The following is a 16,192-nucleotide window of genomic DNA, read 5'->3' on the forward strand; positions in this document are numbered from 1 at the left end:
ATGTATAATAAATTGTAGTTTTATGTGAAAACCTACATTGACTTGGGGGCGGCTCTGTTGAATGGAATCTTACATGAAATCCTGAGAGAACGGTTGGGGAAATGCGATTATGAGGTTTGGATCAGCAGTAATTGGGAAGATTGGGGGCTGAATGAAGCCATTGGCAAAAAGGAAAGTATACCACCTAGTTTTGATGAAAGTCTCCCTCTTCAACACCCCAAAGTAGAGCACGAATCAGATGATGTTGTGTTAGTTTTTCTACCATATAGTAACAATGTATGTGTGGCAATTCGTGTCTTTATGAACTGGCACTTTTCTGCGGAAGATTTAGTTACGTTATCCTCATTACTCTACCCGTATTATACGGAGGCTGTGGCCAGCAAGCATGAACGTGCCTTGAACGAAATCATGAACAGTATCCGTGATGTGACTCAGTTGTTAGATCTGAATGAGCTGTTGGGCCGGATTTTGGTGAGTGCGCTATCGGTCATTCCTTATGAATGTATCGGGGTGTTATGGAGATACGATCCTTCAATTGATGCACTGAAGGTTAAGGCGAGAGCTGGAGAAATGGGCGAGGACATGATGAAAATGAAGCTGAAGCCGGGTGAAGGCATTATTGGCAATACATTCAAGCGAGGCACACCCAAGCTTTACAACAGTTTCTCCACAGTGGAAGATGACTTTGGCAACATGACCCCTGACAACAAGGATCATTTGAATTCGGCATACGACTTTCAGAATATCGGGTCAATCATTTCGGTGCCGATCAAGGTGGGAGGCAAGCCGGATTGCGTGTTAATCGTTTATCAAAAAGGTAGGGTCCCCATATTCACGGAATCGGATGTAAGACTGCTGCAGAGCTTTGCCGACCAGGTTTCCATTGCCATCACGAATGCCCAGCTCTATGAGGATCTGAGCAAACGGAACGAGACGCTCATTAAACGAGATGAGATTCACTCATCCTTAATGCGGCTGTCCCTCCAAAATAAAGGTGCGGTATCCATCGTTAACGAATTGACACGTATCATTGGCGTGCCAATCGTATTTATCGATTTTATTGATAATGAATGGATTCCCAAACGGAGCAGCGTCCTGAATGATTGGGATATGGAGAAACTGCGGAATCTGTACGAATCCTTGCATCATCCTGATTATCTGACATGTATCAAGGGGGAAGAAAGCCAGGTATTTCAATATTTGTACCCGATTGCTTCGGCTAATCAATGTCTCGGTTATCTGATCATGCAGATGAATACTCCGCTGGAACCATTGCAGTTAATTGCGCTGGAGCAGGGGAGCTCCATTCTGGCTCTTGAATTGATGCGCAAGCAGTCTCTGGCTGAATTTTACTTCAAGAAAACACAGCAATTCTTCAATGAACTGAGACTTAGTCAGGACTCGGAGGATTACTGGCAGAAGTCGGGGGAGATCGGGGTCGGTCCTTCAACAACCATCGTAGTCGGCCATTTGGAGTTTGCAGATCGGGTGAACCCATCCACATATAGTCCATTATCCGTTCAGCTCATTGCTTATCTGAGAGAGAAAATGCCAAGCGGAACGCTGCCAGTTGCGTTTGGGGATGAGAGGCGAATGACCTTGCTGCTGATCGTGACTGATGCGTTTAAACCCGGTAAGCTGGAGCAGCAGTTCAGCTCCCTGGTGAAGGATTGGGAGAATCGAAATCAGGTGAAATTATTCGGAGGCTTAAGTTCAATCCGATCAGGCTTAGATGCGATTAATACGGGATTCCAGGAAGCCGATAAGGCACTGGCGTATCAGAAGACAAGGGGAGAAAGGGGCACCATTCGCTATACGGATATTGGTGTCAACCGTTTGTTCATCCGGCAATCTGCGGAGGATCTGAATGCGTTTATGGCAGAGATCTTTGAGCCGCTAAGACCTGCCAAAGGGCAGACCGGCGGACTGGAGGAAACGCTAATGACATATATGGCTTCCGGGGGATCTGCTGCCCAGACGGCAGCCACCCTTCATATTCATATCAATACTCTGTATCAGCGGATTCGCAAAATTGAAGAGATTTTGGGCATGTCCTTGAGTAACCAGGAGCACCTGCTTCATCTGCAGCTGGCCTGTTATTTGCGGCAGACATACCGCTCATCTTGATTGAATATCTGGATTTATTTGGTAAAATGTGATAGCGTTAAAAATAGAATTAGGCGTTTTTCAAATAAAGTCCCGAAATGAGGGTGAGAAGATGAATCACATCCGCAATTACCTGATTGCTTTTATGGGCAATGTCACATTCACCTATTTTATTTTTGCTGAGGGCACCCTTAACAAGCCGTTGATGTTCGCCACACTGATGCTGCTTCTGATGATGGGGATGGATATTATAAAAAGCAGAACCGCACATTCACTGAATTAAATACCATGGCAACCGACTCTCTGGCTGAGGGTCGTTTTTTGTGTGCACAGGTGAAGTATAATGACTAGAAAGGAAACCATTAGAATCTTGGCCATGCCAGTCGTTTGGGAGGTGCATATCACGTTGCTTCAAAAGAACTTCACACAATGGGCCGAACTGAAGGCAGGCCCGCTGCGAACGCTTCATATTACTACAGAACCGGTGAACCGTAGCCATGTGAAAGAACAGTATATTCCCGACCCCTCGACCGGGTTTGTTCATGAATCAGGGTGTGCCATGGGCCAAGTGACTGTCTGGGAGTCCGGACAAATGGAATACGAGGTAATAAACATCGAAACGGAAGAATTGATCTTGTGGAAGTATATAGAGCAGATTCAGGAAGAGACTCCTGATTTTGATAAGCTTTTGCAAGGTTATTTCCAAGTGTTACAGACGGGTGTTAATGCTTAACGTATACAGCGTGAGACTGTCCAGAAGTGTTGGTTGCCGACTTCCATTTACATCATGTCCATTGTTCATTACACTTGAGGTATAGTCATACGAATCCCCATTACAGATGATCAGGAGGAAACCATTCATGCATCAATCCGAACATATTCAAGAAGCTAGAGATTACATATTAAACCGAATTAACACCAAGCCTGTTGTAGGCATGATCCTCGGTTCAGGGCTGGGAGCACTTGCGGACGAGATCGAGAATGCTACAGTTATTCCCTATACGGATATTCCATACTTTGCACAATCTGAAGCTGTTGGTCACGCTAACGAGCTGGTCATTGGCGAACTAATGGGCAAAACCGTCGTCGCGATGAAAGGACGTCTTCATTATTATGAAGGGTTCACGCTGGATGAAGTGACGTTTCCGGTTCGTATCATGAAGGCGCTGGGTGTTGAGCAATTGATCATTACAAATGCCTGCGGAGCGATCAACACAAGCTTCCAGCCAGGTCAGCTGATGCTCATTACGGATCACATTAACCTGGTAGGCAACAATCCATTGATGGGACCCAATAACGCCGAACTCGGTGTCCGTTTCCCTGACGTGTCCCAGGTATATAGCCGTGAGTTGCGCAGTATTGCGCTTAAGGTTGCGGAAGAGCAGAAGGTCAGCCTGCAGCAAGGGGTGTATGCGTGGTGGAGTGGCCCTGCGTATGAGACACCAGCCGAGATCCGCATGATTCGGACGATGGGCGCGGATGCTGTAGGTATGTCTACGGTTCCCGAAGCGATCGTAGCCATCCATGCCGGCATGAAGGTGCTGGGCATTTCCTGTCTGACCAACATGGCCTGCGGCATTCTGGATCAGCCGCTCAGTCATGATGAAGTCATCGAAGTGGCTGCAAAAGTGAAGACGACCTTTATCGGGCTTGTCAAAGGCATCCTGCAAGAGATGTAGGGAAGAAAGCCCTAACCCGTTTCATAGTAACCATTGAAAAAGCATTGTTCATGACGGATGATATCCGGTGGACTATGCTTTTTTTGATCATAATCATGTGCAAAAATATTCCTAAACGGGCAGAAACGACCTATAATAAGAGAGATTCAAACTGGTAGAATAATCAAGATCGGCTGATCAAAGGAGACTGACAGCAATGGAAGAGTTGGGTTCAACGGAATACGTCATTTTTGAACGGATTAATGCGAACTGGTTAAGGGGATTTGAAGGCGTTGGAGGGAAGCTGTTCCTTACCAATGAACGATTGGTCTTTATCCCACATGGCCTGAATATTCAGACCGAATGGCTTCAACTTGAGATCTGGGGCATGACCAAGATTGAGAAACGAAAGACATGGGGAATCATTCCTAATGGTATTTCCATTACGATGGAGGATGGACTTGTCTTCAAATTTGTCGTTTGGAACCGTTCGAAGATTATTCGCGAGATTATACGTGCCAAGAAAATGGATAATGAATTGATGTAGAAATGTGTAAGTGGTAATACATATACGAAGAAACAGGGATTTGGAGTAATGAATACGGAGGTTGTATTAATGAACCAACTAGAGATGCATCAAGCTGTGCAGGAAGATGTGGAGCGGCTTGCTGATTTGCGTGCCCTGGTTCTGTATGATGATCTGACCAGATTGGGAAGGTATGACGAGGTGAAGGTTCGGGAACGTTTCCGGAACACATTCGATCCGATCTATACATGGATAATTCAGCTGGAGGGTTCACCTGTAGGTTGTGTGTCACTGAAGCCTACGGCTGGAGGTGTTCTGCTGGAGCACTTTTATATTCATCCGGATGTGCAGGGCAGGAGGATTGGAACCGAAGTGTTGCAAAAGCTACTGGAAAAGGACGAAGCCAGAGGTAAACGTGTCATATTGAATGTGCTGCAGGGAAGCCGGGCGAAGCATTTATATGAACGTTTCGGGTTTGTTGTAGATCGTGAAGATGAGGTAGATGTGTTTATGTCCGTACAGCTAACAGAAAATTGATCGTTAAATGGCATAAAGAGAGGCCCATTCATTTAATTCTTGAATGGGTCTATTGAACATTTCTATTATACTTTCCTGCATCCTTATCCTAATATGGATAATAACCTACTTATTTTATAGGAATTATATACTATGGAGAATACCGATATGCCGGATTGGAAGCGTAATCTGTATATTCTGTGGTTGGGGCTTTTTTTCAATCATATGTCGTACACCTTGTCCGTGCCGTTCTTTCCTCTGTTTCTGCAAAATGATCTTGGAATTGAGAGTGGGCTGGAGGCCTGGTCCGGTGTCTCGATCTCGATCAGCTTTCTAATCAGCGGACTATGTGCGCCCTTCTGGGGATCACTGGCTGACAAATACGGCAGCAAGCTGATGCTGATCCGTTCAGGTGTTGGGCTGGCGATTGCCCATTCTGCCAACTATTTTGTTCAGGACCCTTACACCTTCATTGCTGTTCGGGTCTTTCAGGGACTCATGGCAGGATTCAATCCGGCCTCCATCACATTGGTTGGCACGAATACGCCGGAGAAACATGTGGGTTACGCGCTGGGTGTCATCTCCACATCCACTGCAGCAGGCGGAATTCTTGGGCCTCTTGCTGGAGGTGTGCTCAGTCAATGGATTGGGCTGCGGGGATGCTTCATTGCATCCGGGATCATTACACTGTTCTCGGCTCTGCTGGTTCTTGGCGTAAAAGAGTCGCGCAGAACCCATAAAGTGGCTTCCACCAGTATTCTGGGTGATCTGAAGAGAGCGGCATCCACTCCCGGTTTAATGCGGATCTATGGACTCATTTTACTCGTCTCTACGTCCGTGCTCATTATCGAACCGGTGCTTACGCTGTATGTCGTTCAGATCGGCGGAGATGTCAGCCATGCGACACTCAGTGCAGGCATTGTATTCTCAGCCATTGGCGTAGCGACAGTCATTATGGGACCCAGATGGGGAAAGATTGGTGGCAGGATCGGCTATGAGAAAACCTTGTTTATCGGGCTGATCGGCGGCGGCATTGGCAGTCTCCTTCAGCTAACCGCGTATAATCTCGTGTATTTTGGAAGTTTGCGATTTATCTATGGTCTGTTCTTCGCTGCGGTCTACCCGGCTCTCAATGCATTAATAATCAAATATGCGGAGCACGAATTCCGGGGCAGGGCAGTTAGTCTCAGCCAGACGGCGAGCCAATTCGGTATTGTGCTTGGACCTTTGATTGGCGGCTTTCTTGGTGGATGGACCGGCATTCCTTTTATTTTTCTGCTTACAGGGATCGTACTTCTAGGGGCAGCCTGGGTGGTAAAGGCAAGTGATATGAAGCCAATGAACAAGAGTGACCGGATTACCCACGAAAACATAGGGAGGACTTGAATATGACGAAACGACAACTGAAATTGGGGGCCAATCTGAACGGAGTCGGGAATAGTATTTCCTTCTGGCGACACCCTGACATTCCGATTAATGCCAGTGTTAACCTTGATTTTTACAAAAAACAGGCGCGTAAAGCGGAGGAAGGCAAGTTCGATCTCCTATTTATTGCTGACGGTCTCTTTATTAACGAAAAATCCAATCCTCATTTCCTGAATCGCTTCGAGCCATTGACCCTGTTGTCTGTGCTGGCAGGAGCCACTTCCAATATTGGGCTGGTTGCGACATTATCGACTTCCTACAGCGAACCATTTACGGTAGCGAGGCAATTTGCTTCGCTGGATCAAATTAGCGGAGGACGGTCGGGCTGGAACGTAGTCACTTCCCCACTGGAAGGATCGGCACTGAACTTTGGCAAAGGCGAACATCCAAACCATGCGCTGCGCTATGAAATTGCTGAAGAGCACCTGAATGTGGTCAAAGGACTGTGGGATTCCTGGGAGGATGATGCATTTGTCGGGGACAAGGAGAATGGTGTCTTCTTCGACCCTTCCAAGCTGCATACGCTGAATCACAAAGGGAACCATTTCTCCGTACAGGGACCGCTTAATGTGGCACGTTCGAAACAGGGTTATCCGGTCATTTTTCAGGCAGGTTCATCTGAATCCGGCAAAGATCTGGCAGCGAAATCAGCAGATGCTGTATATACGGGACATGAGACGTTTGAGGAAGCAAGGGAGTTTTACCGGGATGTTAAGGCAAGAGCGGTAGCATATGGACGTCAGGCTGAAGACATTCTGATCTTCCCGGGTATCGGTCCAATTGTGGGCAGAACAGCGGAAGAGGCCGAGCAAAAGTATCAGGAAATTGCCGAACTGGTCAGTATTGACCACGCGCTGAATTATTTGGGACGCTATTTTGACCATTATGACTTTTCCCAGTATCCGCTGGATGAGCCTTTCCCTGAGATTGGTGATTTGGGCAGCAACAGTTTCCGCAGTACGACGGACAAGATCAAGCAGCAGGCACGAGAAGAGGGGCTGACTCTCCGCCAAGTCGCGCTAAGAGCATCTACGCCACGAACCTCTTTCATTGGAACACCCGATCAGATCGCCGACCAGATCCAGGAGTGGTTTGAAGGCGAAGCCGCAGACGGATTCAATATCCGTACAGTTGTGCCGAATGGACTGGCGGATTTCGTGGATATGGTTGTCCCTGTTCTGCAGGAACGAGGACTGTTCCGAACGGAATATGAGCATGAGACGCTTCGGGAGAACTTGGGGCTTAAAATTCCGCGTAATCGGTACATGCTGGAACGTGTGAACTAAATGGAGTAATTTGACGATAGATATTCAGGTTTGACAAACTTGACCCAAGTCCTGTTAATAGGTGGATAAAAAAAGAGCGGTAATGACGTATCTTCACGTCGTTACCGCTTTTTTGTATACAAATCTGTTTGGTTCAGAATGCTTTGAAGGAAATCCAAACGGATCCCATCATGACAACAATGCCGCCAATACTGGTCATCAAGTAATAAAAGTCGCTAGGTTCGGGGTCGTTCACCCAAATCCAGCGAAGGGAGATGAGGAAGAGGATATCCTGAAACCTCCTGTAGTAGAAGCTGCACCATCCAAATATCAAACCGGCGAGTGCGAGAAAAAGGTAGACAGGCTCACCTTGCGTGTGATGGTATATCGGGTAAGCAGCAGTCACGATTGTATCCGGTGAAAATTGCACTTCGTCCTCGCTAAGTACTCTCTGGTTGTTAACGTAAAAAGCGATGGAAGTCATGATATTGCCTTCTTCATCAAAACTTCTTAATATACCGCCATGGTCCTGAACCTCATACGTGTCTCCTTTGGGGTATAACACGCTATATGCTGCATTAGGTGTGGAACTGAGTTCTGTAATGATATATTTCTGATCATCGATGAATACGGTGCGTTTCTGCTGCTCCACTTGCACCTGAATGGAATCAACCGTTCTACTCCGGTATATCAACTGGTTTTCTTCTTGGCGATCCAATAAATACTTGTTATTGTCTGCATAGAATATGTGTTCCGTGAAATAAGGCTTGGATAGGAAACCAACGATCACAGAAAGTACCAAAAGGCATGAAAAGAAAATAATGGTAGGGGACTGAATTGTCTTGAGCCATTTCGTCATCGTATCACCTTCCTTTCCACTTTTTTCTATTACGCTGATTTCGGGAAAGGGTTGCGCAGGGGTTGTGCCATAAAAGAATGGAACTTACTGGTTTCTTTTTTTGAAGCTGCTGTTATTATGAATTTATACCCTGAATTTGAGCTTAAGAGGGTGCAGCAGTCGTTGCCTATTAGACAAGTCACAGGAGGAGATTGGGATGATTAGAGGATTAACGAAAGCAGGTTTGGGGAAGATCGAGTCTGATGAACAATATATTACGAATGCGGCCAAATATGGCTTCCAGTCCGTAGATTTGAATCCGCTCTCATTGGTTCAACAATACGGCAAGGAGCAAGCCGCACACCTATTGGAAAGCAATGATATCATCATCGGTTCAGCGGATTTCACCGTGGACTGGAGAAACTCAGAAGAGCAATTTCGTGAAGGACTCAAATCTCTGGTTGAAATGGCTGAAGCCTCTGCTTCGCTGAATTGTTTCACTTGCTGCACCTATGTTCTACCCTCGACCGATCAGCCTGCAGCATCTTTCATGGCGGCGGCTACCAGACGATTGAGACTCTGTGCAGACATTCTGGGGGCGTACGGTATCCGGCTAGGGTTGGAGTTTGTCGGCTGCCATCATTTGCGTACCCAGTGGAAGAATCCGTTTATTTGGAGTGTGGAAGACACGCTGGACTGGATCGAGACCATTCATGCTCCCAATATAGGCTTACTGGTGGATTCCTATCATTGGCATACGCTTGGTTTGAGTATGGAAGAGGTGCTGCAATTGAAAAAGGAACAGATTGTTCACGTTCATATCAATGATGCATATGATCTGCCAATTGAAGAATTGCTTGATAATGAGCGCCTGTATCCAGGCGAGGGAGTCATTGATCTGACGGGTTTTCTGAAAAACTTAGGGGCTATTGGTTACACGGGCGTTGTATCTCAGGAAGTTCTGGCACCTGCATCAACACTTGATTCAACCGAGCTGTTTGCCAAGTCGAAAGCAGGCTTTGATGAGGTGTTTGCAACGCTATAAATTGATGGAACAATGAAGAGTTGGAAGTATTGCAAGAAGCTGGCGGGTTCACAAGTATTGCATCAATGGATTCGCCAGTCCCTTTTTATTCTATTATTCAGTTCATGAAGAAATTAGAAATTAAAGTGATATATATGAATATCCACAATAGAAGGAGTACATAAAATGAAGTTTTTGTTTGAATTGATGTTATCCATGCTAATGCTCACCAATGGTTCGAGTGGCGAACCTCTTACCAGAGAGGATGTTCAAGGCTATCTCAAAACTCATCATCTGCAATACGCTGATACAAAAATAGTGAGTGACCACTCTGCACTGTTGATTGATGTAAAAGGAGAGCATGCCAAAGCATCTATCCTCACCAAAACAGCGGATAATAAGCTTGTAATGCAACCTAACGAGTATGTATGGGAAGAAGACGAAGAGGGCATATCCGTAGAAAAGGTAGATCGATATTTATGTATTGTGATCCACGATAAAGCGATGAGTCATGATATGGATTTCGTTAACATTGTCTATGTAGATGATAATGGGAATGAGCGAAAGGATCGCTACTATTTTAAGGGGAAACAAGCCATTATTATTCCAATGCCACGGCAAGAGTACGTCGTGATTGCCATTTACGGAAACGATGGATTCATCCACGACATGATTAAACACTTCCCTGAGATCATGTTACAGCAAAATAAACTATAGTGAATTCCAAAAATCGGATAGTGAATTAACAAGGGAGCGAAAAGATAAGGGGCTGATGCCCCTCTCGTACAGCACTGAACCAACATTAATCAAGCAAGCCGCGTTCCTTCATCAATTGATGCGTTACCGCCCACAATTTGTGTTGCATTCCGGCATCTCCGCCTGGATCCACGGGAGTAATTGCCGCCCCGCTTCCCACATTGAAATAACCTCCCGAAACCTTTCCAAACTCGGGTTCCACAGCCAGACGAGTCATGATATCCGCCCCCCGGCGCGGGTCGCCAATGTGCAGAAATGTTAAGATGCGCTCAAGTACACTCGCGAACCACAGCTCCCGTCCAAGACCAGTGACATTGAAACCTGGATTCAAGGCATTCACACAAACCCCGGTCCCATCCCATTGTCTGGCTAGTTCGCCAGTAAACATAATATTCAAGAGTTTGGTTTTGCCATAGATCGGAGAGGAGCCACGTGCAGTAAAGGGAGTGGTATCCATCAAGTCATCCGGCAGCACCAGTTGGCCATGATTCCGAGAGGCTTCAGATGCAACGTTCACAACGCGGGCATGACCTGACTGAATCAAGGAATTACGCAACATATGCGTTAGCAGCCAAGGGGCCAAATAGTTCACGGCCATCATCTCGGCAAACCCTTCAGAAGTCACTCTTTGTTCAAACGCATGGAGTCCGGCATTATTCAAAAGTACATCGATACGTGGATACGCAGCTGCCATTTCAAGCCCAATACCTTTTACATCACTCAGCAAGGATAAGTCTCCGAAGAAAAATTGGATCTTGGCAGAGGGCATGATTGCCCTGATTTTGTTTCTGGTAGCCTCGGCGCGCTCTTCGCTTCGGGCTGTGAGTACAAGATGTGCACCACGTTTGGCAAGCTCGATGGCAGCAAGCTGCCCCAATCCGCTTGTTGCTCCGGTGATTACGATAATAGACTGTGTTGTTTTCATAGTGAAGTCTCCTTTTGACACGATCAGAGTTGAAAGATATAATTGACATAAATCAACTATATATTTTAATTGATATTTGTCAACTATATATTCCGAAGCCTGTTTGGATGTATCGAGGAGAGGGGAACAACAACAATGACTGAACATGCAGCCAAAACAAAAGACAGAGAAGCCCTGGAACTGGCGCTTGGTGAGCAGATCCATGCCCTGATTAGTGCTTCACATGCGCTTAATGTCCGATCTGCAGAGCGTTTTGATGCGACCCTGCAGCCTGCCGCTTTTCATCTGGTACGGTGGCTGTACTCTTATGGTCCTACAAGCGCCGCAGCTTTGGCAGAAGCGACTGCCATGGACCGAAGCTCAGTAAGCCGCCTGATTAAGCAGCTCGAAACGTCAGGATATGTGAGCAAGGCGCAGGACCCTGATGATCGGCGCGGCATTCTATTGTCTCTGACGGAGCTTGGCGAGCAGTCGACAGTGAATGCGCTGAAGGAGAAGGAATCTGCCTTTTATGAGCGTATATCCAGATGGGATGATGAAGAGCTGGGACGTTTCACGACCATGCTTCGGCAGTTTAACGGCTTGGAGGAGTAGTGTAGGGTCGAAAGTAGTGTTGATATAAACATAGCCTAGGTAAAAAAACAAAAGGTGATATCCATATTTCCACTGGACATCACCTTTTGATTTACCGAGGATAAAACAGAGTTGTATTTGTCGGCAAGGTATCCTAAACCATGTTTGAATAAAGGACTCGAACCCATAGGAAGCATGACTTCCCTGTAACGAGGAATGTTGGTGATATCCGTTGGACTAACGCGCGTTCCAGCATAATTAGCCTCTTCATATGTAGTAGATTTGCCATTGAAATAACATCCCATTCACAATCTTTTTACGTAATCCGAGATGTAAAATTCATGTCAAAAGAGAGCATTAACCGAGTAGCCGTGGGATGTAGAGCGCATAAATATCTCTGAAATAAGTGGTATGTATTACAGTGTTTAGAATCCTGTTCACAGTGCGATTTTTACATAATTCTTCATCTTAGCCGCCTCTATCATGGAATCCTCACAGACCTCTTCCTGTCATCCACAAGAGTGGTGAAAGTTTCCTGAATGGTGAACAAATTTTGAACGTTGCAAAGGCAGGATCGGCCTGATTTTATCAATTCCGACTCATAAAAATGAGAGATTTAGAGAGGATACAACATATGCATACAGCAAAAGAGAGCTTTAATAGAACGTAAACGAATGCAGCTCTATGTAAAATTTTTAATAGGCGCTTTCAACACGTTGACCCTGCCCTCAAAGTCTCATATATATACTCCCGTCACAACAACACAGAACGGGTGGAGGGATCAGGTTGTTCAACAAAAAAGGAAAGAAAATGCTTGCGATGCTTACGCTGATACCCCTGGCTACAGGGATGGTCATGGGAGCGTTTCCTGCGGCAATTACCTATGCAGCTGCGGGAGATAATACACCAGTCAGCAGCACGGCTGCAGGCTCATGGCAAACGGGGGATTTGCACGTACATACATTTGAATCGGATGATGCGCAGAATTCGCTGGAGAACGTCCTGGACGCGGGTTTGACGCAATATGGGCTGGACTGGATCGCGCTGACGGATCATTTGCGGTTATCCAAGCGGGATCACAACGGAAATGAAATTCCTGGTGGGTCCATTCCGATGTCCGTGGGAATGAATGAATATCAGGTACCACAGATCAAGGCACTACAGGAGCAAGGCAAATATGCAGGCAAAACGATCTTCTCCGGCTTCGAATGGGACATGCCGACGCACGAACACGTTGGTGTGGGGATTCTCACCGATGAGCCGAATTCGACCGAAGCTCTGGAAGCTGCGAAACAATTCGAATATCGTTTTACCAATCGCGATGCGAGTCTGTTTGATCCGGCGGATGTAGCGGCCTGGGATCAGGAGGGCGGACGTGCCTATACGACACATCAGGATGCACTAACTGCCATTGAATGGCTGAAAACCAACTATCCAACAACGAGCTATGCGATGATCAACCATCCTTCGCGTGGCAAAAATAAATATACAATTGCGGACTTCCGCGATTTCAACGATCTGGCACCACAAGTGGTATTCGGTATCGAAGGTATGCTTGGTAATCAGATGGAACCGGATCGCGGCGGGTATAACACAACCTACAACGTGTCTAATCCGACGGCAGACGATGGGTACAAATACCGTACATATGGCGGTGTAGACTACATGGTGGCCAAAGTCGGCGGACTGTGGGACGCACTCCTGGGAGAAGGTCGCCACTTCTGGAATTATGGTAACTCGGATTATCATTTCAAGACCATTGGCACGAATTCCAGTGGTTATTTCCCTGGGGAATATGCCAAGACTTACGCGTGGATTGAGGGCAGCGGAATGCAGGCGGTGCTGGATGGCCTTCGTTCCGGAAAATCCTTTTCCGTATTCGGAGATCTGATTAACGCATTGGATTTCACCGCTTCCGGAGCAGGCGCTCAGGCTGAAATGGGTGAGGATCTTAATGTGACTCAGGGCGATGAGGTTGAACTGAAGATCCGGTTCAAGAGCCCAGCGAGCAACAACTATGAAACACCAATCAACAGCGGCGTATCCGCTGGAGTAGTACCTGAGGTGGATCATGTTGACCTGATCGCCGGGGATGTGACGGGCAAGGCCGAGAAGGGTACAGCCGCATATAACAAGGATACCAACGATTCCACCCGAGTGCTGGCTACCTTCACATCGGACGATTGGACGACAGATGCGGAAGGCTACAATGTCATCACATATAAGATCAAAGCCACGGATCAAGACCAGTATTTCCGCCTGCGCGGGACGAATCTGGATATGAACGTTCCAGGCGAGACGGTGAATGGCGAACCACAGCTGGATCCGAAGAATACGACTACTGATGCAGAAACGCGTTTCAACCAAATCAATGACAGCAACTATAGGGATCTTTGGTTCTACTCCAATCCAATCTTCGTGAGTGCGACACCTTACAGTGATGTACAAGCGGTAAATGACACACTGCAGGCAATTGATCTGGGAGACCTGAACGCGGTCACTTCCGATCTTATGCTTCCTGTTGAAGGCAAACATGGAGCGACGATCACTTGGTCCAGTTCGAATCCGGAATTGATCGATAATCAAGGCAAGCTGCTGACACAGCCGGATAACAATGAACGATTGGAACTGACGGCAACTGTACAACGCGGCAGCGAAATACAAACGAAAGTTTTCACTGTCATCGTAGAGGGCACCAATAATCAGGTTCTGATTTTGAAAAGCAATATGACCACCATGGACGGCCAGCCGTATCATACGGATACATGGACGAATCAGTCTGTAAACGTTAGTGTAACCAGCGCAGTATATGCACCGGCCACTTCGGCGACCATTGAGTTGTCCCGTGATGGAGGACAGACGTATGAACCCTATTTAGAGAATACCCTTCTCGAGATAACAGAGTCTGGAGAACATACCCTGTTATTCCGAGCTACAGACGATCTGAACGGTGAATATACGTTACCGGTGGTTGTCAAAATAGACCGTGAAATTCCGGTTATTACGCTGCAAGGCAGCAGCCAGATGACACTGAACGTGGGAGATACCTATAGCGAGCCTGGAGCATTGGCATCCGACAATGTAGGCATTAGCGGTTCTGTGGAGATCGATGGCACCGTGAACACGCAAACAGCCGGGATTTATACGATTCGTTATAACGTAAAAGATATCGCTGGCAATGCAGCAGCAGAAGTCACACGTACCATTACGGTACAAGCCAGTTCGAGCAATGGCGGTGGATCAGGCGGCGGGACTGGAGGCAGTTCCGGTGGCAATTCCGGAGGAAGCACGCCAAGTGTACCAACAACGCCTACCGTTCCTGCAACACCATCCACTCCGGAAACAGGATTGGATTCATCCACTGTAGTGAAGGTTGAAGTGGAAGCGAATCAGCCTGTACAGACAGGGATTAAAAACGTGGTGGAATTCAACGCTCCGGCTGGAGCTATTGGGGAAAAAGATACTTTACAGCTGTCCGTGATCGCAAAGGACAAACTGCAGAATACAGCTTCGCTAAATGTGCTGGGTCAAGCGGTACAGATTAGCCGCACAGGTGGACGGACGTTAAACCATTCGGCTGAGTTGAGCCTGAATTATGATCCGGCAGGTTTGATAAGCGGAACGAAGCCGGCAATCTATTATTATAACGAAGCTCGTCAGAGCTGGGTATTTGTCGGCGGGGTAACGAATGCAACTGGAACTATTACGGCGAATGTGAATCACCTGGGTACCTTTGTTGTGTCCAGTTACACACCGGTGAACCTGTCAGATCTAAATGGACACTGGGCATCTGATTATGCGGATCGACTGATGGGCATGAACGTCATCCAAGGGTATACAGATGGAACATTCCAACCGTCCAAGGAGATCACAAGAGCTGAGTTTGTCACATTGCTCAGCAAAGCATTGGCTCTCCAAACGGTAGCGTCCACGACTTCATTTGCCGATGAGGAAGCTGTACCTGCATGGGCGAAGTCCGAGATTGCAGCTGCCGTACAGGCTGGTATAGTTACCGGTTACGGAGACCATACATTCAAGCCGGATCGCACCATTACCCGTGCCGAGATGGCCGTGATGATGGCGAAGGCGTTGAAGTTGAGTGATGTGCATGCAGGAACGAAGGGTGAGATTGCCAAACCAAGCTTCACCGATGCAGCACAAACACCTGCTTGGGCACAGGAAGCCATGGATGCAGCTGTACAAGCCAATATTATTAATGGGTATACGGACAATACGGTTCGTGCGGGGAATATGACGACCCGTGCGGAAGCGACAGCTATGATTTACAAATTGCTGCTTGCGATGCATCTGTAAAGAATAAAAGTACTTGTAAAGAACACTTATAAAAATGAGGAATACCACTATTGTGGTAATCCTCATTTTTTCTGTATCTTTAAGAGCAAAATCACAATATAAACAAGCAAAGTAAGTACAAGAGCTGGACCCAAATAAAGGCCAACTGTACCAATGGCAATGATGACGTAAGTCACAATTAAACAAGCCACATACAACGATAAGATCTTTAACAGTTTTATTATGAACTCCTCCTAGATAGCAGTAAAAGACTTACCCAATAGGAT

At 46.8% G+C, this 16,192-nt stretch carries 14 protein-coding genes; 12 read left to right on the plus strand and 2 right to left on the minus strand.

Translation table 11 applies throughout. The features are described from left to right. Nucleotides 1-57 precede the first annotated feature (57 nt). The 8 genes from PIL01S_RS18135 to PIL01S_RS18165 all read left to right on the plus strand — a co-directional run bounded on the left by PIL01S_RS18135 (nt 58) and on the right by PIL01S_RS18165 (nt 7,517). Nucleotides 58-2,127, plus strand: a complete 2,070-nt coding sequence (locus PIL01S_RS18135) for a helix-turn-helix domain-containing protein (protein WP_127538726.1) — start codon at nt 58-60, stop codon at nt 2,125-2,127. 91 nt (nt 2,128-2,218) lie between these two features. Continuing rightward, nucleotides 2,219-2,389, plus strand: a complete 171-nt coding sequence (locus tag PIL01S_RS29545) for a hypothetical protein (protein WP_164764272.1) — start codon at nt 2,219-2,221, stop codon at nt 2,387-2,389. 60 nt (nt 2,390-2,449) lie between these two features. Further along, entirely contained in the window at nt 2,450-2,839 is a 390-nt protein-coding gene (locus PIL01S_RS18140; protein ID WP_127538727.1) for an immunity protein TriTu family protein, read from the plus strand. 127 nt (nt 2,840-2,966) lie between these two features. After that, complete coding sequence (locus tag PIL01S_RS18145) at nt 2,967-3,785, plus strand: purine-nucleoside phosphorylase (RefSeq protein ID WP_127538728.1); 819 nt, start codon at nt 2,967-2,969, stop codon at nt 3,783-3,785. Between the two features lie 196 nt (nt 3,786-3,981). Next, nucleotides 3,982-4,311: a GRAM domain-containing protein gene (locus PIL01S_RS18150; protein WP_127538729.1), complete on the plus strand. Its 330-nt coding sequence runs from the start codon at nt 3,982-3,984 to the stop codon at nt 4,309-4,311. A 69-nt stretch (nt 4,312-4,380) separates the two neighbouring features. Further along, complete coding sequence (locus PIL01S_RS18155; protein WP_127538730.1) at nt 4,381-4,827, plus strand: GNAT family N-acetyltransferase; 447 nt, start codon at nt 4,381-4,383, stop codon at nt 4,825-4,827. Nucleotides 4,828-4,959: 132 nt separating this feature from the next. Next, the gene (locus tag PIL01S_RS18160) at nt 4,960-6,192 is read left to right on the plus strand and encodes an MFS transporter (RefSeq protein ID WP_127538731.1); all 1,233 of its coding nucleotides are present in this window, start codon (nt 4,960-4,962) and stop codon (nt 6,190-6,192) included. A 2-nt stretch (nt 6,193-6,194) separates the two neighbouring features. After that, complete coding sequence (locus tag PIL01S_RS18165; RefSeq protein WP_127538732.1) at nt 6,195-7,517, plus strand: LLM class flavin-dependent oxidoreductase; 1,323 nt, start codon at nt 6,195-6,197, stop codon at nt 7,515-7,517. 133 nt (nt 7,518-7,650) lie between these two features. Here PIL01S_RS18165 and PIL01S_RS18170 read toward each other — a convergent pair whose 3' ends face one another. Further along, nucleotides 7,651-8,355 carry a hypothetical protein gene (locus PIL01S_RS18170; RefSeq protein WP_127538733.1) on the minus strand — a complete coding sequence of 235 codons (705 nt, stop codon included), beginning with the start codon at nt 8,353-8,355 and terminating at the stop codon, nt 7,651-7,653. A 196-nt stretch (nt 8,356-8,551) separates the two neighbouring features. On the opposite strand from PIL01S_RS18170, the gene PIL01S_RS18175 reads away from it, so the two are divergent. Beyond that, entirely contained in the window at nt 8,552-9,379 is an 828-nt protein-coding gene (locus PIL01S_RS18175) for a sugar phosphate isomerase/epimerase family protein (RefSeq protein ID WP_127538734.1), read from the plus strand. Between the two features lie 165 nt (nt 9,380-9,544). Beyond that, nucleotides 9,545-10,075 (plus strand): hypothetical protein, encoded by a 531-nt coding sequence (locus PIL01S_RS18180; protein WP_127538735.1) that lies wholly within the window; start codon nt 9,545-9,547, stop codon nt 10,073-10,075. An 85-nt stretch (nt 10,076-10,160) separates the two neighbouring features. On the opposite strand, the gene PIL01S_RS18185 is transcribed toward PIL01S_RS18180, so the two are convergent. Next, nucleotides 10,161-11,039 (minus strand): SDR family NAD(P)-dependent oxidoreductase, encoded by an 879-nt coding sequence (locus PIL01S_RS18185; protein WP_127538736.1) that lies wholly within the window; start codon nt 11,037-11,039, stop codon nt 10,161-10,163. 135 nt (nt 11,040-11,174) lie between these two features. On the opposite strand from PIL01S_RS18185, the gene PIL01S_RS18190 reads away from it, so the two are divergent. Both PIL01S_RS18190 and PIL01S_RS18195 read left to right on the plus strand, forming a co-directional pair. After that, nucleotides 11,175-11,633: a MarR family winged helix-turn-helix transcriptional regulator gene (locus PIL01S_RS18190; protein ID WP_127538737.1), complete on the plus strand. Its 459-nt coding sequence runs from the start codon at nt 11,175-11,177 to the stop codon at nt 11,631-11,633. A 765-nt stretch (nt 11,634-12,398) separates the two neighbouring features. Further along, on the plus strand, nt 12,399-15,926 hold the full coding sequence (locus tag PIL01S_RS18195) for an S-layer homology domain-containing protein (protein ID WP_127538738.1): 3,528 nt from the start codon (nt 12,399-12,401) through the stop codon (nt 15,924-15,926). The last annotated feature ends 266 nt before the right edge of the window (nt 15,927-16,192 follow it).

Source organism: Paenibacillus illinoisensis NBRC 15959 (assembly GCF_004000925.1).
Classification (GTDB): Bacteria; Bacillota; Bacilli; order Paenibacillales; family Paenibacillaceae; genus Paenibacillus; species Paenibacillus illinoisensis.

Excerpts from the sequence above, each read along its gene's own strand:
- PIL01S_RS29545 (WP_164764272.1), top strand. The coding sequence starts at position 2,219 with ATGAATCACATCCGCAATTACCTGATTGCTTTTATGGGCAATGTCACA.
- PIL01S_RS18140 (WP_127538727.1), top strand. The coding sequence starts at position 2,450 with ATGACTAGAAAGGAAACCATTAGAATCTTGGCCATGCCAGTCGTTTGG.
- PIL01S_RS18145 (WP_127538728.1), top strand. The coding sequence starts at position 2,967 with ATGCATCAATCCGAACATATTCAAGAAGCTAGAGATTACATATTAAAC.
- PIL01S_RS18150 (WP_127538729.1), top strand. The coding sequence starts at position 3,982 with ATGGAAGAGTTGGGTTCAACGGAATACGTCATTTTTGAACGGATTAAT.
- PIL01S_RS18155 (WP_127538730.1), top strand. The coding sequence starts at position 4,381 with ATGAACCAACTAGAGATGCATCAAGCTGTGCAGGAAGATGTGGAGCGG.
- PIL01S_RS18160 (WP_127538731.1), top strand. The coding sequence starts at position 4,960 with ATGGAGAATACCGATATGCCGGATTGGAAGCGTAATCTGTATATTCTG.
- PIL01S_RS18165 (WP_127538732.1), top strand. The coding sequence starts at position 6,195 with ATGACGAAACGACAACTGAAATTGGGGGCCAATCTGAACGGAGTCGGG.
- PIL01S_RS18170 (WP_127538733.1), bottom strand. The coding sequence starts at position 8,355 with ATGACGAAATGGCTCAAGACAATTCAGTCCCCTACCATTATTTTCTTT.
- PIL01S_RS18175 (WP_127538734.1), top strand. The coding sequence starts at position 8,552 with ATGATTAGAGGATTAACGAAAGCAGGTTTGGGGAAGATCGAGTCTGAT.
- PIL01S_RS18180 (WP_127538735.1), top strand. The coding sequence starts at position 9,545 with ATGAAGTTTTTGTTTGAATTGATGTTATCCATGCTAATGCTCACCAAT.
- PIL01S_RS18185 (WP_127538736.1), bottom strand. The coding sequence starts at position 11,039 with ATGAAAACAACACAGTCTATTATCGTAATCACCGGAGCAACAAGCGGA.
- PIL01S_RS18190 (WP_127538737.1), top strand. The coding sequence starts at position 11,175 with ATGACTGAACATGCAGCCAAAACAAAAGACAGAGAAGCCCTGGAACTG.